This is a genomic window from Streptomyces sp. NPDC002845 (genome assembly GCF_053591955.1).
This window is the reverse complement of sequence record NZ_JBSFUU010000012.1, coordinates 96,995-118,899: the sequence shown is the minus strand read 5'-3', so window position 1 is coordinate 118,899 and position 21,905 is coordinate 96,995. Positions and strand designations below refer to the sequence as shown.

Annotated in this window: 18 protein-coding genes and 1 pseudogene; 11 read left to right on the top strand and 8 right to left on the bottom strand. The window is 70.6% G+C overall.

What is annotated here, in order from left to right; translation table 11 throughout:
• The first annotated feature begins 83 nt into the window (after window positions 1–83).
• The 6 genes from ACWD3C_RS11535 (at window position 84) to ACWD3C_RS11510 (ending at window position 8,071) form a co-directional block, all read left to right on the top strand.
• Window positions 84–2,486, top strand: coding sequence for a SulP family inorganic anion transporter (locus tag ACWD3C_RS11535; protein ID WP_451142572.1), 2,403 nt, complete (start codon window positions 84–86; stop codon window positions 2,484–2,486).
• A gap of 154 nt (window positions 2,487–2,640) precedes the next feature.
• The gene (acs, locus tag ACWD3C_RS11530; RefSeq protein WP_451142570.1) at window positions 2,641–4,638 is read left to right on the top strand and encodes an acetate--CoA ligase; all 1,998 of its coding nucleotides are present in this window, start codon (window positions 2,641–2,643) and stop codon (window positions 4,636–4,638) included.
• Between the two features lie 249 nt (window positions 4,639–4,887).
• Window positions 4,888–6,306 (top strand): Na+/H+ antiporter NhaA, encoded by a 1,419-nt coding sequence (gene nhaA, locus ACWD3C_RS11525; protein WP_451142568.1) that lies wholly within the window; start codon window positions 4,888–4,890, stop codon window positions 6,304–6,306.
• Between the two features lie 43 nt (window positions 6,307–6,349).
• On the top strand, window positions 6,350–6,829 hold the full coding sequence (locus ACWD3C_RS11520; protein ID WP_451142566.1) for a phage holin family protein: 480 nt from the start codon (window positions 6,350–6,352) through the stop codon (window positions 6,827–6,829).
• Complete coding sequence (locus tag ACWD3C_RS11515) at window positions 6,826–7,764, top strand: alpha/beta fold hydrolase (RefSeq protein WP_451142564.1); 939 nt, start codon at window positions 6,826–6,828, stop codon at window positions 7,762–7,764. The genes ACWD3C_RS11520 and ACWD3C_RS11515 overlap by 4 nt, the downstream gene beginning before the upstream one ends.
• A 127-nt stretch (window positions 7,765–7,891) precedes the next feature.
• Window positions 7,892–8,071, top strand: coding sequence for a hypothetical protein (locus ACWD3C_RS11510; protein WP_451142562.1), 180 nt, complete (start codon window positions 7,892–7,894; stop codon window positions 8,069–8,071).
• 24 nt (window positions 8,072–8,095) lie between these two features.
• On the opposite strand, the gene ACWD3C_RS11505 is transcribed toward ACWD3C_RS11510, so the two are convergent.
• The 3 genes from ACWD3C_RS11505 to nth all read right to left on the bottom strand — a co-directional run bounded on the left by ACWD3C_RS11505 (window position 8,096) and on the right by nth (window position 11,213).
• Window positions 8,096–9,295 (bottom strand): MarP family serine protease, encoded by a 1,200-nt coding sequence (locus tag ACWD3C_RS11505; RefSeq protein WP_451142560.1) that lies wholly within the window; start codon window positions 9,293–9,295, stop codon window positions 8,096–8,098.
• A 99-nt stretch (window positions 9,296–9,394) separates the two neighbouring features.
• Window positions 9,395–10,093 (bottom strand): NUDIX hydrolase, encoded by a 699-nt coding sequence (locus tag ACWD3C_RS11500; RefSeq protein WP_451142558.1) that lies wholly within the window; start codon window positions 10,091–10,093, stop codon window positions 9,395–9,397.
• Window positions 10,094–10,238: 145 nt separating this feature from the next.
• Window positions 10,239–11,213, bottom strand: a complete 975-nt coding sequence (gene nth / locus ACWD3C_RS11495) for an endonuclease III (RefSeq protein WP_451142556.1) — start codon at window positions 11,211–11,213, stop codon at window positions 10,239–10,241.
• 319 nt (window positions 11,214–11,532) lie between these two features.
• Here nth and ACWD3C_RS11490 point away from each other — a divergent pair, with 319 nt between their 5' ends.
• Together ACWD3C_RS11490 and ACWD3C_RS11485 are read left to right on the top strand one after the other, a co-directional pair.
• Window positions 11,533–12,207 carry a Crp/Fnr family transcriptional regulator gene (locus ACWD3C_RS11490; RefSeq protein ID WP_030573597.1) on the top strand — a complete coding sequence of 225 codons (675 nt, stop codon included), beginning with the start codon at window positions 11,533–11,535 and terminating at the stop codon, window positions 12,205–12,207.
• A 306-nt stretch (window positions 12,208–12,513) separates the two neighbouring features.
• A pseudogene (locus tag ACWD3C_RS11485) lies at window positions 12,514–13,388 on the top strand (nucleotidyltransferase domain-containing protein).
• Here ACWD3C_RS11485 and ACWD3C_RS11480 read toward each other — a convergent pair.
• The 4 genes from ACWD3C_RS11480 to ACWD3C_RS11465 form a co-directional block, all read right to left on the bottom strand.
• The gene (locus tag ACWD3C_RS11480; protein ID WP_451142554.1) at window positions 13,366–14,196 is read right to left on the bottom strand and encodes an MBL fold metallo-hydrolase; all 831 of its coding nucleotides are present in this window, start codon (window positions 14,194–14,196) and stop codon (window positions 13,366–13,368) included. The pseudogene ACWD3C_RS11485 and the gene ACWD3C_RS11480 overlap by 23 nt on opposite strands.
• Before the next feature lie 85 nt (window positions 14,197–14,281).
• The gene (locus ACWD3C_RS11475; protein WP_451142552.1) at window positions 14,282–15,151 is read right to left on the bottom strand and encodes an NUDIX hydrolase; all 870 of its coding nucleotides are present in this window, start codon (window positions 15,149–15,151) and stop codon (window positions 14,282–14,284) included.
• Between the two features lie 98 nt (window positions 15,152–15,249).
• Window positions 15,250–15,717: a RidA family protein gene (locus ACWD3C_RS11470; protein ID WP_451142550.1), complete on the bottom strand. Its 468-nt coding sequence runs from the start codon at window positions 15,715–15,717 to the stop codon at window positions 15,250–15,252.
• Complete coding sequence (locus ACWD3C_RS11465; protein ID WP_003975360.1) at window positions 15,714–15,875, bottom strand: DUF4177 domain-containing protein; 162 nt, start codon at window positions 15,873–15,875, stop codon at window positions 15,714–15,716. The genes ACWD3C_RS11470 and ACWD3C_RS11465 overlap by 4 nt, the downstream gene beginning before the upstream one ends.
• A gap of 163 nt (window positions 15,876–16,038) precedes the next feature.
• Between ACWD3C_RS11465 and ACWD3C_RS11460 the strand changes: the two genes are divergently transcribed.
• Together ACWD3C_RS11460 and ACWD3C_RS11455 are read left to right on the top strand one after the other, a co-directional pair.
• Window positions 16,039–17,016 (top strand): ArsA-related P-loop ATPase, encoded by a 978-nt coding sequence (locus ACWD3C_RS11460; RefSeq protein ID WP_451142548.1) that lies wholly within the window; start codon window positions 16,039–16,041, stop codon window positions 17,014–17,016.
• Complete coding sequence (locus ACWD3C_RS11455; protein WP_451142546.1) at window positions 17,013–18,452, top strand: ArsA family ATPase; 1,440 nt, start codon at window positions 17,013–17,015, stop codon at window positions 18,450–18,452. Before ACWD3C_RS11460 ends, ACWD3C_RS11455 begins: the two co-directional genes overlap by 4 nt.
• Window positions 18,453–18,718: 266 nt before the next feature.
• Here ACWD3C_RS11455 and wblA read toward each other — a convergent pair whose 3' ends face one another.
• Window positions 18,719–19,057, bottom strand: coding sequence for a transcriptional regulator WblA (gene wblA / locus ACWD3C_RS11450; RefSeq protein ID WP_451142639.1), 339 nt, complete (start codon window positions 19,055–19,057; stop codon window positions 18,719–18,721).
• A gap of 407 nt (window positions 19,058–19,464) precedes the next feature.
• On the opposite strand from wblA, the gene ACWD3C_RS11445 reads away from it, so the two are divergent.
• The gene (locus tag ACWD3C_RS11445) at window positions 19,465–21,732 is read left to right on the top strand and encodes a transglycosylase domain-containing protein (protein ID WP_451142544.1); all 2,268 of its coding nucleotides are present in this window, start codon (window positions 19,465–19,467) and stop codon (window positions 21,730–21,732) included.
• Window positions 21,733–21,905: the final 173 nt, after the last annotated feature.

Here is a 21,905-nt window from a genome sequence, read left to right as displayed (position 1 = left end):
GAGAGTTGAGAAATCCCGCCGCTGTACGCCGTGACCCACGGCCGCATCCCGCGACCGCGCAGCCCCGGAGGAGACGGGAGAACATGTCCGCCTGCGTCCCCGCCCGCGCCACCGACCCGACTCGGTCGAAGCGCGCGCACCAGTCCCACAGCCCCCCACCCGGCCCGCGCCGCCGGTTCCGTATCACCGGCGCCGACCTGTCCGCCTCGATCGCGGTCTTCCTGATCGCCCTGCCTCTGTCCCTGGGCATCGCTCTGGCCACCGACGCCCCGCTCCAGGCCGGCCTCGTCGCCGCCGCCGTCGGCGGCATCGTCGCCGGACGCCTCGGCGGCTCCCCGCTCCAGGTCAGCGGCCCCGCCGCGGGCCTCACCGTCGTCACGGCCGACCTCATCCACCAGTACGGCTGGCGGACGACCTGCGCCATCACGGTCGTCGCCGGGCTCGCCCAGCTGGGCCTGGGCTGTCTGCGCGTGGCCCGCTCGGCGCTCGCCGTCAGCCCCGCGATCGTGCACGGCATGCTCGCCGGCATCGGCGTCACCATCGCAGTCGCCCAGTTGCACATCGTCCTCGGCGGCACCCCGCAGAGCTCCGTCGTCGCCAACCTGGGCGCTCTGCCCGCCCAGTTGGCGGACCTGCACCCCGCCGCGCTGTCGATGAGCGCGCTGACACTGGCCGTGCTGCTGGTCTGGCCCCGCATCCCGGGCCGCCTCGGCCGGTCCGTGCGAAAGCTCCCGGCGGCCCTCGTCGCCGTCGCGGCCGCCACGGCGGTGGCCTCCCTCGCCGGGCTGCACCTGGCCCGGGTGGACCTGCCGTCCTGGTCCAGCCACGCCCTGCCGCAGTTGCCCGAAGGGCCGGTGCTGGGCCTCGCGGCCGCCGTCCTCACCATCACCCTGGTCGGCAGCGTCGAGTCGCTGCTCTCCGCCGTGGCCGTCGACAAACTGGTCACCGCCCGCGGGGAGCCACGCGTCCCGCGCTCGAACCTGGACCGGGAGCTGCGCGGCCAGGGCGCGGCCAACGTGGTGTCCGGGGCGCTCGGCGGCCTGCCCATCACCGGCGTCGCCGTCCGCAGCGCGGCCAATGTGCAGTCCGGTGCCGTCAGCCGGAACTCCACGATGCTGCACGGCGTTTGGGTAGTAGCGGCCGCGCTCCTGCTGGTCCCCGTCCTGGAGCTGATCCCCCTCGCCTCCCTCGCCGCCCTGGTGATGGCGGTCGGCATCCAGATGGTGTCCCTGCACCACATCCGCACGGTCACCCGCCACCGTGAGGTGCTGGTGTACGCGGTCACCACCGTCGCCGTCGTCTTCCTCGGCGTCCTGGAAGGCGTGGCCCTCGGCATCGCCGTGGCCGTCGGCGTCGCCCTGCACCGCCTCACCCGCACCCGCATCACGCACGAAGAGAAGGAAGGAGTCCATTACGTCCACGTGCGAGGCCAGTTGACCTTTCTCGCCGTGCCGCGGCTCAGCCGGGCCCTGCATCTGGTGCCCCAAGGAGCCGACACCGTCGTGGAGTTGGACGGGTCGTTCATGGACCACGCGGCCTACGAATCGCTGCAGGACTGGCAGAGCGCCCACCTCACGCTCGGCGGCTCCGTCGAGATCACCGGGCGCGCGGGCACCCGTATCGCCGAGCCCGCCGCCACGTCCGCACCGGGCTGCCGGTGCCGCCCGTGGACGCCCTGGCGCAACCACCAGTGCGAGAGCCCGGAACCCACGCCGTCCGGCAGCCGGCCGGAAGAGGCGGCCGACGGACCGGGCGGGCACGGGCCGAGCGAGCAGCAGACGAGCGGGCACCGCACCGGCGGGCACCGACTGGCGCGTGGCATCAGCGCGTTCCAGCGGAACACCGCCCCGCTGGTGCGCGGTGAGCTGGCCCGGCTCGCGCGTGAGGGACAGCAACCCTCCCAGCTGTTCCTGACCTGCGCGGACTCGCGGCTCGTCACGTCGATGATCACCTCCAGCGGCCCCGGCGACCTCTTCGTCGTACGCAATGTGGGCAACCTCGTGCCGCTGCCCGGCGAGGAGAGCGGGGACGACTCGGTGGCGGCGGCGATCGAGTACGCGGTGGACGTGCTGCGGGTGCGGTCCATCACGGTGTGCGGGCACTCCGGGTGCGGGGCCATGCAGGCGCTGCTCAGTACCGAACCCGGGGGCGCGCAGACCCCGCTCAAGCGGTGGCTGCGGCACGGGCTGCCGAGCCTGGAGCGCCTGGCGGACGCGGACCGGCCCTGGGCGCGGCTCGCCGGGCGGGCGCCGGCCGACGCGGTCGAGCAGCTCTGCCTGACCAACGTGGTCCAGCAGTTGGAGCACCTGCGCGAGCACGAGTCCGTGGCACGGGCGCTGCGCGAAGGGGCGCTGGAGCTGCACGGGATGTACTTCCACGTGGGCGAGGCACAGGCCTATCTGCTCACGGAGAGCACCGAAGGAGCATCGGAGAAAGGGGTCTTCGACCAGGTCGCCGCGACGGCGTTGCACGACACACGCGCGTGAACCATTTCCCCTCCCGGTCCGTGGGTACGGGTGGCCCCGCCTGTGCGGGGCCACCCCGGCACACAGCCGCGGCGCACAGCCACCGACCTCCGCCAACAGGTCTAAACCAATCGGCAGGCGACCCTTGTCATCGAGGGTCCACGTCTGATGAGCTGTGGCCCGGGACACAACGGACACCCTGGGAAAGGGAGATGTCGTGAGCAACGAATCCTTGGCCAACCTGCTCAAGGAAGAGCGCAGGTTCGCGCCGCCCGCCGACCTGGCCGCGAACGCCAACGTCACCGCGGAGGCGTACGAACAGGCCAAGGCAGACCGGCTCGGCTTCTGGGCCGCGCAGGCCCGCCGGCTGACCTGGGCCACCGAGCCGACCGAGACGCTGGACTGGTCGAACCCGCCGTTCGCCAAGTGGTTCAAGGACGGAAAGCTCAACGTCGCGTACAACTGCGTCGACCGGCATGTCGAGGCAGGACGCGGTGACCGGGTCGCCATTCACTTCGAGGGGGAGCCCGGCGACAGCCGCGCCATCACCTACGCCGAGCTCAAGGACGAGGTCAGCAAGGCCGCGAACGCCTTGCTGGAGCTGGGAGTTCAGGCGGGCGACCGGGTCGCCGTCTACATGCCGATGATCCCCGAGACGGCCGTCGCGATGCTCGCCTGCGCCCGTATCGGCGCCGCGCACTCCGTCGTCTTCGGCGGCTTCTCCGCGGACGCGCTCGCGACCCGTATCCAGGACGCCGACGCCAAGGTCGTCATCACCACCGACGGCGGCTGGCGCCGGGGCAAGCCCTCCGCGCTCAAGCCCGCGGTCGACGACGCCGTCGAGCGCGTGGACAACGTGGAGCACGTCCTCGTCGTACGCCGTACGGGCCAGGAGGTCGCCTGGACCGAGGGCCGCGACGTGTGGTGGCACGAGATCGTCGAGCGGCAGAGCGCCGAGCACACCCCGGAGGCCTTCGAGGCCGAGCACCCGCTGTTCATCCTCTACACCTCCGGCACGACCGGGAAGCCGAAGGGCATCCTGCACACCTCGGGCGGTTACCTCACACAGGCGGCCTACACCCACCACGCCGTCTTCGACCTCAAGCCCGAGACCGACGTGTACTGGTGCACGGCCGACGTCGGCTGGGTGACCGGGCACTCGTACATCGTGTACGGGCCGCTGGCGAACGGCGCGACGCAGGTCATGTACGAGGGCACGCCCGACACCCCGCACCAGGGCCGCTTCTGGGAGATCGTGCAGAAGTACGGCGTGACGATCCTCTACACGGCGCCCACGGCGATCCGTACGTTCATGAAGTGGGGCGACGACATCCCCGCGAAGTTCGACCTGTCCTCCCTCCGGGTCCTGGGATCCGTCGGCGAGCCGATCAACCCCGAGGCGTGGATCTGGTATCGCAAGCACATCGGCACGGATGTGACCCCGATCGTGGACACCTGGTGGCAGACCGAGACCGGCGCGATGATGATCTCGCCGCTGCCGGGCGTCACCGAGACCAAGCCCGGCTCCGCCCAGCGGCCGCTGCCCGGCATCTCCGCGACCGTCGTCGACGACGAGGCCCGGGAGGTCCCCAACGGGGGCGGCGGCTATCTCGTCCTCACCGAGCCGTGGCCGTCGATGCTGCGCACCATCTGGGGTGACGACCAGCGGTTCCTCGACACGTACTGGTCGCGCTTCGAGGGCAAGTACTTCGCCGGGGACGGTGCCAAGAAGGACGAGGACGGGGACATCTGGCTCCTCGGCCGCGTGGACGACGTGATGCTCGTGTCCGGGCACAACATCTCCACGACCGAGGTGGAATCGGCGCTGGTCTCGCACCCGTCGGTCGCGGAGGCGGCGGTCGTGGGCGCGACCGACGAGACCACCGGGCAGGCGATCGTGGCGTTCGTGATCCTGCGCGGTACGGCCGCGGAGACCAAGACCCTCGTCGGCGACCTGCGCGATCACGTCGGCGCCACCCTCGGCCCCATCGCCAAGCCCAAGCGCATCATGCCGGTCGCCGAGCTGCCCAAGACCCGCTCCGGCAAGATCATGCGGCGCCTGCTGCGCGACGTGGCCGAGAACCGTCAGCTCGGTGACGTCACCACCCTGACCGACTCCACGGTGATGGACCTCATCCAGGCGAAGCTTCCCGCGGCGCCCAGCGAGGACTGAAACGGACCAGAGAACGTCCCCGAAGGGGGCACCCGGCACCATGCCGGGTGCCCCCTTCGCGCTTAATGTGAGGTTCATCGCACGGGCCCCCGCCACACCTTAGGTAAACTAAACAAAACGTCCGCAGCACACCCGCCAACAACGCAGCCCCCACAACAGCCCACACCACAACAGAACACTCAAGGTGCGCCGGGAAGTCTGGTCGGCAATGTGGTCCGTCCTGCCTGCCTACCGACCGGAGGTCCCTCCATGCCCGCGCCCGGTACCACCACCCGCGGCAACACCGGCAACCAGAAGTTCCTTGAGCACCCCTCCCTGCCCGAGCGGAACTTCGTCGTCGACGCGCTGCGCACCGAGACCGTCGGCGGTGTCCTGCTCCTGCTCGCCGCGATCACGGCGCTGATCTGGGCGAACGTGCCCGCCCTGCACGACAGCTACGAGAGCGTGCGGGAGTTCCACATAGGCCCCGCCTCGCTCGGACTGGATCTCTCCCTCCAGCACTGGGCCGCCGACGGACTGCTCGCGCTCTTCTTCTTCGTCGCGGGCATCGAACTCAAACGCGAGCTGGTCGCCGGTGACCTGAAGGACCCCAAGGCCGCCCTCCTCCCCGTCGTCGCCGCCGTGTGCGGGATGGCCGTACCGGCGCTCGTCTACACGCTCACCAACGTCGTCGGCGGCGGATCGTACGACGGCTGGGCCGTGCCGACCGCGACCGACATCGCCTTCGCGCTCGCCGTCCTCGCCGTCATCGGAACCTCGCTCCCCTCGGCCCTGCGCGCTTTTCTGCTCACCCTCGCCGTCGTCGACGACCTCTTCGCGATCCTGATCATCGCGGTCTTCTTCTCCCACGAACTGAACTTCGCGGCCCTCGGCGGCGCCGTCATCGGTCTCGGCGTCTTCTGGCTGCTGCTGCGGAAGGGCGTACGCGGCTGGTACGTGTACGTGCCGCTCGCGCTGGTCATCTGGGGCCTGATGTACAACAGCGGCATCCACGCCACCATCGCCGGTGTCGCGATGGGCCTGATGCTGCGCTGCTCGCCGCACTCTGGTGAGGCGCACTCCCCCGGCGAGCACATCGAGCATCTCGTACGGCCGGTGTCGGCCGGCTTCGCCGTACCGCTGTTCGCCCTGTTCAGCGCGGGTGTGGCGATCTCCAGGGACGCGCTGCACTTCGTGTTCACCCAGCCGGAAACCCTCGGTGTCGTCCTCGGACTGGTCGTCGGCAAGGCGCTCGGCATCTTCGGCGGGACCTGGCTGACCGCCCGCTTCACCCGGGCCTCGCTCTCCGGCGACCTCGCCTGGCCGGACGTCCTCGCCGTCTCCTCCCTCGCCGGGATCGGCTTCACCGTCTCGCTGCTCATCGGCGAACTGGCCTTCGAGTCCAACCCGGCGCTCGTCGAGGAGATCAAGGCCTCCGTGCTCGTCGGCTCGCTGATCGCGGCCGTACTCGCGTCCATCCTGCTGAAGGTACGGAACTCCAAGTACCGCAGCCTGTGCGAGGCCGAGGAGCGCGACGAGGACCACGACGGCATCCCGGACATCTACGAGGAGGACAACCCGGCGTACCACCTGCGCATGGCCGAGATCTACGAGCGCAAGGCCGCCGAGCACCGGAGGCTTGCCGAAGTGATGGCCGGGGCAGGCGACGGGGACCGCGGTCCGGCATGATCTGACAGGACTGAGGACGTAAGAGACAGACAGGGAGACCCCGATGAGCGCACCCGACGGCAGCCCGGTCGGCGCCGAACGCAGCATCGGCCAGCTGTTCGCCTCGGCGACGAGCGAGATGTCCGCGCTGGTCCACGACGAGATCGCACTGGCCAAGGCGCAGTTGAAGCAGGACGTCAAGCGTGGTGCGGTCGGCGGCGGGGCGTTCGCGGCGGCCGGCGCGGTGCTGATCTTCTCCCTGCCGATGCTGAGCTTCGCACTGGCGTACGGCATCCGGACCTGGAGCGACTGGAACCTGGCGGTCTGCTTCCTGCTGTCCTTCGTCGCGAACGTGCTGGTCGCCGGCCTCCTCGCGCTCGTCGGTGTCGTCTTCGCGAAGAAGGCCAAGAAGAGCCAGGGCCCGCAGAAGGTCGCCGCGTCCGTGAAGGAGACGGCGGGCGTCCTGCAGAACGCCAAGCCGCACCCCCGTCAGCCCAACCAGGCCGACGTCGCCATCGAGGCTGTGGCACGCTCATCCTCATGACGGACCCCGCCACGCCTGCCTCGGCCGTACTCCTGGATGTGCCCGGTGGGAAAGAGGTGCGTCATCGCGATGTCGCGGCCAACGGCGCCCGCTTCCACATCGCCGAACTCGGCGACGGGCCGCTGGTGCTGCTGCTGCACGGCTTCCCGCAGTTCTGGTGGACCTGGCGGCACCAGCTGGTCGCGCTCGCCGACGCGGGCTTCAGGGCCGTGGCCATGGATCTGCGCGGGGTCGGCGGCAGCGACCGCACCCCGCGCGGTTACGACCCCGCCAACCTCGCGCTCGACATCACGGGAGTCGTACGGTCCCTCGGCGAGCCCGACGCCGCGCTGGTCGGCCACGACCTGGGCGGATATCTGGCGTGGACGGCGGCCGTGATGCGCCCCAAGCTCGTACGGCGGCTCGCGATCGCCTCGATGCCGCACCCGAGACGCTGGCGCTCGGCCATGCTGTCGGACGTCAAGCAGACGGCCGCGGGGTCCTACATCTGGGGGTTCCAGCGGCCCTGGGTCCCCGAACGGCAGCTCACCGCCGACGACGGCGCCCTGGTGGGCCGACTGGTCCGGGACTGGTCGGGGCCCCGGCTGCCCGACGACGAGGCCGTGGAGGCGTACCGGCGCGCGATGTGCATCCCCTCGACGGCGCACTGCTCGATCGAGCCGTACCGCTGGATGGTCCGCTCGATGGCCCGCCCGGACGGCATCCAGTTCAACCGCCGGATGAAGCGCCCGGTGCGGGTGCCGACACTGCATCTGCACGGCTCGCTCGATCCGGTGATGCGGACGCGGAGCGCGGCCGGGTCCGTGGAGTACGTCGAAGCGCCGTACCGCTGGCGGCTGTTCGACGGTCTCGGGCACTTCCCGCACGAGGAGGACCCGGTCGCGTTCTCCACCGAACTGATCAACTGGCTGAAGGACCCCGAACCCGACCGGTGAGTTCGGCCAGGTCGCCCGCTATGCGGACGGGAACGGCTGCCCTACGAACGGCCATTGCCCGGCGCATAGGCCGATTGGGGGACCCGGGTGCGGTTATCGACCTTGGGGCGGGGGCACACGTCGGGGTATGGGCTGGACGCACGACTACAGTGACGCAGCACGCAACCGCCGCCCGGCAGCGGGCCCGGGCTCCCATCAGAGGGGCGCCCCGCAGCTGCCGGTCACGGATCCGCAGCTGGGCATTCCGCGCATCCTGCGCCGCCGGGCCCGCTGGGTCTCGGCCCGCCTCCGCCATCCTCGCCCCTGACGGCTCCTGAGGCCCTCTGAGGCCTCAGAGCGCGCAGCTGTCGCTGTCCACCTGCTGGTTGGCCGTACGACCCTGCGTGATGTCCTCCTGGACCTCGTCCGCGGTGAGCGCGTACCCGGTGTCCGGGTCGTCGAGGGACTTCGCGAAGACCACGCCGTACACCTTGCCCTCGGGAGTGAGCAGCGGGCCGCCGGAGTTGCCCTGGCGGACGGTCGCGTAGAGCGAGTACACATCGCGGCGGACGGTGCCGCGGTGGTAGATGTCCGGGCCATTGGCCGTGATGCGACCGCGCACGCGCGCGGCGCGCACGTCGTACGCCCCGTTCTCCGGGAACCCGGCGACGATCGCGCCGTCGCCGCTGCTCGCGTCCTCGGTGGTGAACTCCAGCACGGGCGCGTTCAGGTCCGGTACGTCCAGTACGGCGATGTCGCGCTCCCAGTCGTAGAGGACGACCGTGGCGTCGTACTTCCTGCCCTCGCCGCCTATCTGGACGGTGGGCTCGTCGACGCCGCCGACCACGTGCGCGTTGGTCATCACGCGGCGCTCGTCGAAGACGAAGCCGGTGCCTTCGAGGACCTTGCCGCAGCCCTGGGCGGTGCCCACGACCTTCACGATGGACTGCTTGGCACGGGTGGCGACCTCGCTGCCCGCGAGCGCGGGGTCGGGGGGCCGGACCTTGGTGATGGTCTCGTTCGCGAACGGGCTGAAGACCTGCGGGAAGCCGTTCTGCGCGAGGACCGAGGAGAAGTCCGCGAACCAGGTGTCGGCCTGTTCGGGCAAGGCGCGTGAAACGCCCTTCAGCACATTGGAGTTGCGGACCTCCTTGCCGACCGTCGGCAGCGTCGTACCGGCCAGGGCCGAGCCGATCAGCCAGGCGACCAGGAGCATCGCGACGACGTTGACGAGGGCGCCGCCGGTGGCGTCGAGGGCGCGGGCCGGGGACCAGGTGATGTACCGCCGCAGCTTGTTGCCGAGATGGGTGGTCAGGGCCTGGCCGACGGAGGCGCAGACGATGACGACGATGACCGCGACGACGGCGGCGGTCGTACTGACCTCCGCGTCGTCGGTCAGGGCGTCCCAGATGACGGGCAGGAGATAGACCGCGACGAGGCCGCCGCCCAGGAAACCGATCACCGACAGGATGCCGACGACGAAGCCCTGGCGATAGCCCACGATCGCGAACCACACGGCGGCGACCAGCAACAGGATGTCCAGCACGTTCACTGCTTCGAGCCTCGCCTCATCACTTTCCGGTCACCGCGCACGTCCGGCCGGGGGTCCGGGAGGTCGTCCCCCGCGGATCACGGCACGGGTGCCACCCTGTCATGAGCGCCAGTCCAGCGGGACCTGCTTCTCTCGGTCCCACGGTCGCTCCCAGCCCGCGTAGTGCAGGAGGCGGTCGATGATTCCGGCCGTGAAACCCCACACAAGGGCCGATTCGACCAGGAATGCCGGGCCTCGGTGGCCGCTGGGGTGGACGGTCGTGGCTCTGTTGGCCGGATCCGTGAGATCCGCCACGGGGACCGTGAAGACCCGTGCCGTCTCGTTCGGGTCGACGACCCCGACCGGCGTCGGCTCGCGCCACCAGGCCAGCACGGGGGTCACGACGAAGCCGCTCACGGGGATGTAGAGCTTGGGCAGCACACCGAAGAGCTGGACCCCGACCGGGTCGAGCCCCGTCTCCTCCTCGGCCTCGCGGAGAGCGGCCCGCAGCGGGCCGTCGCCCTGCGGGTCACCGTCCTCGGGGTCGAGGGCGCCACCGGGGAAGGAGGGCTGTCCGGCGTGCGACCGCAGCGAACTCGCGCGCTCCATCAGCAGCAGCTCGGGCCCGCCCTCGCCCTCCCCGAACAGGATGAGCACGGCCGACTGGCGCCCCGCCCCGTCCGTCGGCGGCAGGAAACGGCTCAGCTGGAGCGGCTCGACCGTCTCGACGGCATGCACCACCGGGTCCAGCCAGCCGGGCAGGCCGTCCTTGGTCAGCGCCGGCCGCGCATGCCGGTGCGTGTGGTTCGCGTGCGTCATCGCCACCCCCGTTCTGCCGGTCCCAACGCGCGGGAGTCCGCCGATCGTTCCACGGGGCGCCCGCGCGCGTGTCCGGCCCGCGGCATGCCGACGCCGACCTTGGAGCCGTCCTCGGGTCGCTCGCGCGCGTGTCCGGCCCGGCTCCTCATCCGGCCCCCAGCGGAGGGGCCGGGATGCCGCCCGCGTCCAGGTAGGACTGCGGGGGCTTGAGGCGCTGGCCCGGGAGGCCGCCCTTCTCGTACTTCAGCAGCTTCTTCGCCTTCTCGGGGTCGGTCTCGCCCTCGCCGTACGCCGGGCAGAGCGGGGCGATGGGGCAGGCGCCGCAGGCGGGCTTGCGGGCGTGGCAGATGCGGCGGCCGTGGAAGATCACATGGTGCGAGAGCATCGTCCACTCGCTCTTCGGGAAGAGCGCGCCGACGGCCGCCTCGATCTTGTCCGGATCGGTCTCGTCGGTCCACTGCCAGCGCCGCACCAGCCGCTGGAAGTGCGTGTCTACGGTGATGCCGGGCCGCCCGAAGGCATTGCCGAGCACGACGAACGCGGTCTTGCGGCCGACACCGGGCAGCTTGACCAGGTCCTCAAGACGCCCCGGGACCTCCCCGCCGAAGTCCTCCACCAGGGCCTTGGAGAGCCCTATGACCGACTTGGTCTTGGCCCGGAAGAACCCGGTCGGGCGAAGGATCTCCTCGACTGCCTCGGGGTTGGCGGCGGCCAGGTCCTCGGGGGTGGGGTACTTGGCGAAGAGCCCCGGAGTGGTCTGGTTGACGCGCAGGTCGGTGGTCTGGGCCGACAGGACCGTGGCGACGATCAGCTGGAAGGGGTTCTCGAAGTCCAGCTCCGGGTGCGCGTACGGGTACACCTCGGCCAGCTCGCGGTTGATCCGCCGGGCGCGGCGGACCAGGGCGGTGCGGGACTCGGCCTTGGGGGGCTTCGTGGCGACGGTCTTCGCGGGGGCGGCCTTGACGGGGGTGGTGGCCTTCTTGGGGGCCACGGTGACCTTCTTCGGGGGCTTCGCCTTGGTCACGGGGGGTGGGGGCTTCCTGGCCGTGGTCTTGGCCGTGGTCTTAGCCGTGGCCTTGGCCGCCTTGGCCGCTTTCTTGGCTTCTGTCACCTCTGCCACCTCTTTGCCGGTTTCTTCGCTCCTCCGGGGCCCTGTTCGCCCACAGCGGAATCGCGACGTGCAACCACCCGTACAGCCCCCTCGGCCCGTGCTCTCACCGGCGTTTTGGACACCCGGCCAGCCTAAAGCCCGGCACCGACATCCGCCCCGGCCCCAGGAGATCGGCCCCCAATTGGACCCCTGCCGCTCACCTCAGGACATGTGTGCGGCATCCTTGTGACAGATCACACTGTTTGGACCGTCCGGCAAGATGGGGAGCACGGTCCCCTGGTACACCGGGGAGCAAGATCCCCTGAGCAGGTCGACAAGGAGAGAACTCGTGGACGACGTTCTGCGGCGCGCCCCGCTCTTCGCGGCGCTCGATGACGAGCAGGCCGCGGAGCTCCGCGCCTCCATGAGTGAGGTGACCCTCGCGCGCGGCGACTCGCTGTTCCACGAGGGCGACCCGGGTGACCGCCTGTACGTGGTCATGGAAGGCAAGGTCAAGCTTCACCGCACGTCCCCCGACGGCCGCGAGAACATGCTCGCGGTGCTCGGCCCCGGCGAGCTGATCGGCGAGCTGTCGCTGTTCGACCCGGGCCCGCGCACGGCGACCGCCACCGCGCTGACCGAGGTCAAGCTGCTGGGCCTGGGCCACGGCGACCTCCAGCCGTGGCTGAACGCACGCCCCGAGGTGGCCGCCGCCCTGCTGCGCGCCGTCGCCCGGCGCCTGCGCAAGACCAACGACCAGATGTCCGACCTGGTCTTCTCGGACGTCCCCGGCCGCGTCGCCCGCGCGCTGCTGGACCTCTCCCGCCGCTTCGGCGTGCAGTCCGAGGAGGGCATCCACGTCGTCCACGACCTCACCCAGGAGGAGCTGGCCCAGCTCGTCGGCGCCTCCCGCGAGACGGTCAACAAGGCCCTCGCCGACTTCGCCGGCCGCGGGTGGCTCCGCCTGGAGGCCCGCGCGGTGATCCTGCTCGACGTGGAGAGGCTCGCCAAGCGGTCGCGCTGAGCGCCGAGCACTCCGCGGGAAGCACGGTGATGAACCCGCGGGCCGGTGAGGGCTGGTCGTGCCCACGCGGCGGAGCCGCATATCGATACAGCCCCGCGCCCCTTACGGGGGCGGTATGGCACCGGACTTCACCAAGGACACTGAGCCGCTTGGCCGCGTGGTTTCGTACGCGCGCGTGGGGCCCCGCCGTTCGGCGGGGCCCCACGCGTATGCCAGGTGGGATCCCGGCCCGCCGCCCGTGTTCCGCTGGACTTGCCCCCAGCCATGGCCAAAGCGCTGCACAGTGGTCCCATACAGAGAGGTCCCATGCGGAGCAGAGGGCTCGGGAACGGGCTCGCCAAGGGGCTCGACGGGCAGGGCTTCATCGAGCGTGAGGTTGCGCTCGGGCGGATCGCGCGCGAGTTCCGGCCGGTTGTGGCGGCGGCCCGCGACCGGGTGCTGGACGTATTCGGGGCGCGGCTGCACAGCGCGTACCTCTACGGGTCGGTGCCGCGCGGCACCGCGCGCGTGGGCCCAGCGACGTCGACCTGCTGCTCGCGCTGCGCGGGGAGCCCACCGAGGCGGACCGGACGGACGCGCGCACGCTCGACGAGGCGCTCGACGAGGCGCTCGACAAGGAGTTCCCGCAGATCGACGGCTCCGGGACGCTGCTCCACAGCCGTGCGCGGCTGCTGAGCGACCTGGAGACGTACGACCTGGGCTGGTTCGTCGCCTGTCTGTGCACCCCCCTCCACGGCGAGGATCTGGCCGAGGAACTCCCCCGTTACCGCCCCGACTCCCCCCTCGCCCGCGAGACCAACGGCGACCTGGCACTCCACCTGGCGCGCCGGCGCGCACGGCTGGACGAGACGGCCCCCGGGGAGTCCCGCCGCGCGCTCGTCCGCGGTGCTTCCCGCCACCTCGTCCGCACGGGCTTCACCCTCGTCATGCCCCGCTGGAACGGCTGGACGAGCGACCTCGGGGAGATGGCCGAGGCGTTCGGCGCGTACTACCCGGAACGGGCCGGCCAGATGCTGTCGGTGGTGGCCATGGCACAGGCGCCGACCGCCGAGCTGACCGCGCTGCGGTCGTACGTCGACGACCTAAGCCCCTGGCTGGCCGAGGAGTACGCGCGCGTGCACGGCGTCAAGGCGCCCCGCCCGGAGCGGGCCGCCCGCGCTAGATCAGCCCGTGTTCCTTGAGGTAGTCCATCTGCGCCCGTACCGACAGCTCGGCCGCGGGCCACAGAGAACGGTCCACGTCCGCGTACACGTGCGCCACGACCTCACCGGGTGTCAGATACCCGTCCTCGACCGCCGTCTCGACCTGGGCGAGCCGGTGGGCGCGATGGGCGAGGTAGAACTCGACGGCGCCCTGGGCATCGTCGAGGACGGGCCCGTGACCCGGCAGGACCGTGTGGACGCCGTCGTCGACGGTCAGGGACCTGAGACGCCGGAGGGAGTCGAGATAGTCCCCGAGACGGCCGTCGGGGTGGGCCACGACGGTCGTTCCGCGGCCCAGGATGGTGTCACCCGTCAGGACCGCCTGATCGGCCGGGAGATGGAAGCACAGCGAGTCGGCGGTGTGCCCGGGCGTGGGCACGACCCGCAGCTCAAGACCGCCGACCATGACGATGTCCCCGTGGCCGAGCCCCTCCTCCCCGAGCCGCAGGGCCGGGTCCAGCGCCCGCACCTTGGTCCCGGTCAGCTCGGCGAACCGGGCGGCGCCCTCGGCGTGGTCCGGGTGCCCGTGGGTGAGCAACGTCAGCGCGACCCGCTTGCCGGCCCTCTGCGCCGTGGCGACGACGTTCCGCAGATGCAAGTCGTCCAGCGGCCCCGGGTCCACCACGACGGCAAGCTCCGCGTCCGGCTCGGACAGGATCCAGGTGTTCGTCCCGTCCAGCGTCATCGCGGACGGGTTGGGCGCGAGCACGTTGACGGCCCGTGGGGTGGCGGGGCCCGTGAGGACACCTCCTCGTGGCTGGCCGGGGAGGGCGGCGGCGTCGGTCATGCGAAAGGGCCTTCGGGGGTGCCATTGGACGTGACATTGGATGTGCCTTCGGGCGTGCCATTGGGCGTGCCTTTGGGGGCGTACGTCATCCGGGAGCTCCGCCCGTCGGGATGTGCTTGGTGAACTCGTCGTGCCCCGGCCAGGTGAGGACCAGCTCCCCGTCCTCCAGGCGGGCCTTGGCCAGAACAGGGGTCAGGTCGCGGCCCGGCGCGGCGGCCAGGGCCTCGGCGGCCGTGGCGTACGCCGTGAGCTGGCGCAGGGTCGCGATGGTGGGCGGCATCATCAGCAGCTCGCCCTTGTCGTACGCGTCGGCCGCGTCCCCGGGGCGGATCCACACCGTACGGTCGGCCTCCGTGGAGGCGTTGCGGGTGCGCTGCCCCTGGGGAAGGGCGGCCACGAAGAACCAGGTGTCGTAGCGGCGGGCCTCGAACTCCGGGGTGATCCAGCGGGCCCAGGCGCCCAGCAGGTCGGAGCGCAGGACGAGCCCCCTGTTCTCCAGGAACTCCGCGAAGGACAGCTCGCGGGAGGCCACCGCCGCGCGGTCCGCCTCCCACTCCTCCCCCGTGGTGTCGCCGACGACGGTGTCGGGGGTGGGCCCGGCGAGCAGGACCCCGGCTTCCTCGTACGTCTCCCGTACGGCCGCGCAGACGATCGCCTGGGCGGAGGTCTCGTCGACGCCGAGCCTGGACGCCCACCACGCGCGCGTGGGGCCCGCCCAGCGGATCTGGTGGTCGTCGTCGCGGGGGTCCACGCCGCCGCCCGGGTACGCGTACGCGCCTCCGGCGAAGGCCATGGAGGCGCGTCTGCGCAACATGTGCACCACAGGAGTGCCGGCGGTGTCCTTGAGCAGCATGACGGTGGCCGCCGTCCTGGGCGCCACCGGTGTCAGCGTGCCGTCCGTGAGCGCGCGGATGCGGTCCGGCCACTCCGCTGGGTACCACTGCCCATTCGCCATGGGCGGAGGCTATCCCGTAGTCAGTGGATGTTCGAGGGGCAACGATCGGCCGCTCCAGGGGGCCGTCCGGCGCGGATCGCTGCCCCTGGGGACCTCCGTCACGCCTCGGTCAGCTCCACCTGGACCTCGACCTCCACCGGCGCGTCCAGCGGCAGCACGGCCACGCCGACGGCACTGCGCGCGTGGACGCCCTTGTCTCCGAAGACCGCGCCCAGGAGCTCGCTCGCGCCGTTGATGACCGCGGGCTGGCCCGTGAAGTCGGAGGCCGAGGCGACGAAACCCACGACCTTCACAACACGTGCCACGCGGTCCAGGTCACCCGCGACCGACTTCACCGCGGCCAGCGCGTTCAGCGCGCAGGTGCGGGCCAGGTCCTTGGCCTCCTCCGGCGTGACCTCCGCGCCCACCTTGCCGGTGACCGGAAGCGTGCCGTCCACCATCGGGAGCTGCCCGGACGTGTACACGTACACCCCGGTCCGTACGGCGGGCTGGTACGCGGCCAGTGGCGGAACCACCTCGGGCAGGCTCAGCCCGAGCTCGGCGAGCTTCGCCTCGATGGCGCTCATGCCTGCTTCTCGCGCTTCAGGTAGGCCACCAGCTGCTCGGGGTTGTTCGGTCCGGGCACGACCTGGACGAGCTCCCAGCCGTCCTCGCCCCAGGTGTCCAGAATCTGCTTCGTGGCATGGACGAGCAGCGGCACGGTTGCGTATTCCCACTTGGTCATGCGGCCGACTTTATCCGCTGCGTCCGCTGCTTCGTCCGCTGCCCCGCACGGGTCACGCGGCCGATCGCGGCGCCGTTGTCAGCGCCGTTGTCGGGGCCGTTGTCAGGGCGGTTATCCACAGCCTCCCGCGTAGGCCGTGGGCGGACTGGTTAGGCTCGAAGACGTGAGCAGGCTCCAGGTCGTCAGTGGCAAGGGCGGTACCGGCAAGACCACGGTCGCCGCAGCACTCGCGCTCGCGCTCGCGACCGAGGGGAAACGCACCCTTCTGGTCGAGGTCGAGGGCAGGCAGGGCATCGCACAACTCTTCGAGACGGAGGCGTTGCCGTACGGGGAGCGGAAGATCGCGGTGGCTCCCGGGGGCGGGGAGGTGTACGCGCTGGCCATCGACCCCGAGCTGGCCCTGCTGGACTACCTCCAGATGTTCTACAAGCTCGGCGGCGCCGGACGGGCCCTGAAGAAGCTCGGCGCCATCGACTTCGCCACCACCGTCGCGCCCGGACTGCGGGACGTGCTCCTGACGGGGAAGGCCTGTGAGGCCGTACGCCGGAAGGACAAGAGCGGGCGGTTCGCGTACGACTACGTGATCATGGACGCGCCGCCCACCGGGCGCATCACGCGCTTCCTGAACGTCAACGACGAGGTGGCGGGGCTGGCGAAGATCGGCCCGATACACAATCAGGCGCAGGCCGTGATGCGGGTCCTCAAGTCCCCCGAGACCGCGGTGCACTTGGTGACGCTGCTGGAGGAGATGCCCGTCCAGGAGACCGTGGACGGTATCGCGGAGCTGCACGCGGCCCGGCTGCCGGTGGGCCGGATCATCGTGAACATGGTGCGGCCCGCCGTGCTCGACGGCACCGATCTGGAGCTGCTGAAGGCCGTCTCCCGGCCCGCGCTCGCCAAGTCGCTCTCGACGGCCGGGCTCGGCGGCGCGCGCCGCGGCGGCCATGCCGAGAAGCTGGTGGACCCGCTTCTGGAGCAGGCCGGGGAGTACACCGAGCGCAACACCCTGGAGCACGAGCAGCGCGCCGCCCTCTCCGAGCTGGGCCTGCCGCTGCACGAACTCCCGCTGCTCGCCGAGGGCATGGACCTGGCGGGCCTGTACGAACTGGCCACGGAACTGCGTCAGCAAGGGATCTCATGAGTCAGGACCCGGCCCACACGCACGACTCGGCCCACACCGACCACGACCACGCCGACCACGAGCACCACGCGCGCGCGATCGACTCGGCGCCCCTCCTGGCCGTCGATCCGCTGATCGACGACCCGAAGACCCGGATCATCGTCTGCTGCGGTTCCGGTGGTGTCGGCAAGACGACCACGGCGGCGGCCCTGGGGCTGCGGGCCGCCGAGCGCGGCCGCAAGGTGGTGGTCCTCACCATCGACCCGGCCCGGCGGCTGGCGCAGTCCATGGGCATCGACTCCCTGGACAACACGCCGCGCCGCGTGAAGGGCATGGAGGGCGAAGGCGAACTGCACGCCATGATGCTCGACATGAAGCGCACGTTCGACGAGATCGTCGAGGCGCACGCGGACCCCCAGCGGGCGGCCGCGATCCTGGGCAACCCCTTCTACCAGTCGCTCTCGGCGGGCTTCGCGGGCACGCAGGAGTACATGGCGATGGAGAAGCTGGGGCAGCTGCGCGCGCGGGACGAGTGGGACCTGATCGTGGTCGACACCCCGCCCTCGCGCTCGGCGCTGGACTTCCTGGACGCCCCCAAGCGCCTCGGGTCCTTCCTGGACGGCAAGTTGATCCGGGTGCTGCTGGCCCCGGCGAAGGTCGGCGGGCGCGCGGGGATGAAGTTCCTGAACGTCGGGATGTCGATGATGACCGGCGCCCTGGGCAAGCTCCTCGGGGGCCAGCTCCTGAGCGACGTCCAGACGTTCGTGGCCGCCATGGACTCCCTGTTCGGCGGCTTCCGTACGCGCGCGGACGCCACGTACAAGCTGTTGCAGGCGCCCGGCACGGCGTTCCTGGTGGTGGCGGCCCCGGAGCGGGACGCGCTGCGCGAGGCCGCGTACTTCGTGGAGCGGCTGGCCGCCGAGGACATGCCGCTCGCCGGACTGGTGCTCAACCGCGTCCACGGCAGTGGCGCCGCCCAGTTGTCCGCCGAGCGGGCGCTCGCCGCCGCGGAAAATCTTGACGACGCCCGCATTGTGGATCAGGAGGACGGGAAAGACCTCCGTAACTCTCCCGACACGTACGGCAGTTCTGAATCCTCCGCACCCGAGGCCCCCGAACCCGAATCCGAGGCTCCCGCACCCGATGCCGGCTCCCCCGCCGCAGACCGGGCCGCACAGGACCCAGACCGGGCCACACCGGATGCCGAACCGGCCCAGGGCGCCACGAACCGAACTGTGGAACAACTCACCGCGGGCCTGCTGCGGTTGCACGCCGAACGTATGCAGTTGCTCTCCCGCGAGCAGCGCACGCGTGACCGCTTCACCGCGCTCCACCCCGAGGTGGCGGTGGCCGAAGTGGCCGCGCTGCCCGGCGATGTCCACGACCTCGCGGGCCTGCGGGACATCGGCGACCGGCTCGCGACCGTACAGCAGGAGCTGCCCGCGCCCGGCACCTGAGCGTCCGCCCTGGCGCACGCGCACCCGCACCCGCTCGGGCGCCCGGGGCACCCGAGCCCCGGCACACCTGCCCGATGTGCCGACGCCTCAAGGGCGCCCTCAGTGAAATAGCCCGCAGCACGTGCGGAGTCGACCAGTACGTGCGCGAAGTCGAGCCCGCGTGTACAGAGTTGACCCCTGGCGTGGAGGAACCCGTCAGGTGGGCGACCCCGGTGAGGGAACACCCGGCCGAGACACCCCAGTTGGGACACCCGCGAGGGGACGCCTCAGCTCACCGCCGCATAGTTCTCGTACACCTCATCCTCGTCGAGCGGCAGCAGGCCCGCGCCGCGCTCGTACTCCGTACGCGCGGTCTCCAGCAGCCTGCGCCACGACGTGACGGTCGGCCGCCTGCGCAGCAGTGCGCGGCGCTCGCGCTCCGTCATGCCTCCCCACACGCCGAACTCGACGCGGTTGTCGAGCGCATCGGCCAGGCATTCCGTGCGTACCGGACATCCGGTGCACACCGCCTTGGCCCTGTTCTGCGCTGCTCCTTGAACAAACAGTTCATCCGGATCGGTAGTGCGGCAGGCCGCCTGCGCACTCCAGTCGGTTACCCAGCCCATACCGGCGCCGTCCTCTCCCGAATCGAGGCTCCCCCACGGCGGCAGCGGCATATTCACCGCCGCCAGTTGAGGACGTTACGGAAGGTGGGCACAGCGCAACACCCCCGTGGGGCCCAATCTTGAATGGCCCGAACGGACTATGGGTAAGCGGCAGATCACCCGCGGGAGTGACCCGAGGGCATACGTGACTATCCCGACAAAGCAGGACAGTTGACATGCGTCACAACGGACACCGGATGACACACGAGGCGGATTCGGACACGCCCCCGGAAAAAAGTGGGGAGAACACCGGAACGATTCGGGGTCGCCGGACGTACTTGATACATGGGCTACTGCTGTGACTGCTGAGAGCAGCTTAGGCCAAGGCCTGTACGTGTGTCCGGCGAATGAGAACGTAGGCTGCCTTCATGCCAAACAAGCGCTCGGGTGGCGGACTGTCGTCAACGCAACAGGCCGCCAAGTTCCTCGGTGTCAGCGTGCTCGCGGGAGCCGTCATGGCAGGCATCGCGCTGCCCGCCGTCGGCGCGCTCGGCCTGGCGGCCAAGGGGTCGGTCGAGGGGTTCGACGAGATTCCGGCCAACCTCAAGCGGCCGCCCCTGAGTCAGCGCACCACCATCCTGGACAGCGCGGGGGACCGGATCGCCACGGTCTACTCGCGCGACCGCACGGTGGTCGACCTCAAGGACATCTCGCCGTACATGCAGAAGGCGATCGTCGCCATCGAGGACGCCCGCTTCTACGAGCACGGCGCGATCGACCTCAAGGGCGTCCTGCGCGCCCTGAACCGCAACGCGCAGAGCGGCGGGGTCGAGGAGGGTGCCTCCACGCTCACGCAGCAGTACGTGAAGAACGTCTTCGTGGAGGAGGCCGGCGACGACCCGACGCTGGTCGCCCAGGCCACCCAGCAGACCCTCGGCCGCAAGGTCAAGGAGCTGAAGTACGCGATCCAGGTGGAGGAGGAGCTCGGCAAGAAGAAGATCCTCGAGAACTACCTGAACATCACGTTCTTCGGCCAGCAGGCCTACGGCGTCGAGGCCGCCTCCCAGCGGTACTTCTCCAAGCCCGCCAAGAACCTCAAGCTCCGGGAAGCCGCGCTCCTCGCCGGCATCGTCCAGTCGCCCAGCCGGTACGACCCGGTCAACGACGAGGCGGAGGCCACCAGAAGGCGCAACGTGGTACTCCAGCGCATGGCCGACGTCGGCGACGTCTCCCAGGCGGAGGCCGACGAGGCCAAGGAGACACCGCTCGGCCTGAAGATCAGCAAGCCGGCGAACGGCTGCATCACGGCGGTCAAGGGCGCGGGCTTCTTCTGCGACTACGTGCGCGAGGTCTTCCTGAACGACCCGGTCTTCGGCAAGACCAAGGAGGACCGGGCCAAGATCTGGAACCAGGGCGGCCTGACGATCCGCACGACGCTGGACCCGCAGTCGCAGGAATCGGTGCAGGACTCCGTCAAGGAACACGTCAACCAGAGCGACGACGTGGCGACCGCCGCCGCCATCGTCGAGCCCGGCACCGGCAAGATCCTGGCGATGGGCCAGTCCCGGCCGTACGGCATCGACGTCAAGAAGAACGAGACGTCGATCAACCTCTCCGTCGACCAGGCCATGGGCGGCGGCGCGGGCTACCAGCCCGGTTCGACGTTCAAGCCGATCGTGGCCGCGGCCGCGCTCGAAGGCGGTATGCCGGCGACCAAGTCGTACCGCTCGCCGTACGAGATGGACTACCCGAGCCCGATCTCGGCCTGCGACGGCAAGACCTGGGTGAACACCGACGGCGCCGAACTCACCAACGAGAACGAGACCGAGGTCGGCCCGTACACCATGAAGAAGGCGACCGCGCTGTCGGTCAACACGTACTTCGTGGAGATGATCGCCGACGTCGGTATCTGCCCGGTGACGGAGATGGCCGGGAAGATGGGCGTGGAGCGCGCCGACGGCAGGGACATGGACCAGGCCCCGTCGATCGCCCTCGGCACCCAGGAGATGTCCCCGCTGACGATGGCGAACGCGTACGCGACCTTCGCCACGCGCGGCATGTACTGCACTCCGGTCGCCATCGAGTCCATCACCCAGCGCGTCGGCGGGAAGAAGAAGTCCCTGGAGGTCCCGAAGTCGACCTGCTCGCGCGCGATGTCCGAGACCACCGCCGACACCATCAACACGCTCCTGCGAGGCGTGGTCGAGGACGGCACGGGTACACAGGCGGGCCTCGGCAGCCGCCCCAGCGCCGGTAAGACCGGTACGACGGACTTCCGCTACGCGGCCTGGTTCGTGGGCTACACCCCGAACATGGCCGGCGCCGTCTGGGTCGGCGACCCCGCGCACGAGCGGAAGATGGAGAACATCACCATCGGTGGCATCTGGCACGACAAGGTGTTCGGTGGTGCGGTCCCCGGCCCGATCTGGCGCGACATGATGACCGGCGCCCTGGACGGCAAGGACGCCCCCGACTTCACCCTCGTCAACATCCCCGACCCGCAGCCCGAGCGGGGCCGCGACGACGATGACAACAGGGACGACAACGGCAATGGGAACGGCAACGGCAACAACGGCGGCGTGATCACCGGCGGCACGGATGGCGGCGTGTTCCCCGACCCGACCTTCTCGATCCCGGAGAACTTCTTCCAGGGACAGGGGAACGGGGGCGGAAACGGCAACGGAGGGTTCGACTGATCCCTGAGCGGTTTCGGTACGGCGCCTGAGCGGTTTCGGTACGGCGCCTGAGCGGTTTCGGTACGGCGCCTGAGCGGTTTCGGTACGGCGGTGGGGGGGGGGCCGGGGGGGGGGGGGGCACCGCACCGCGGTAAGGGGTAGAGGGTAGGCGGGGTGGTAGATCGGCCGCCGGG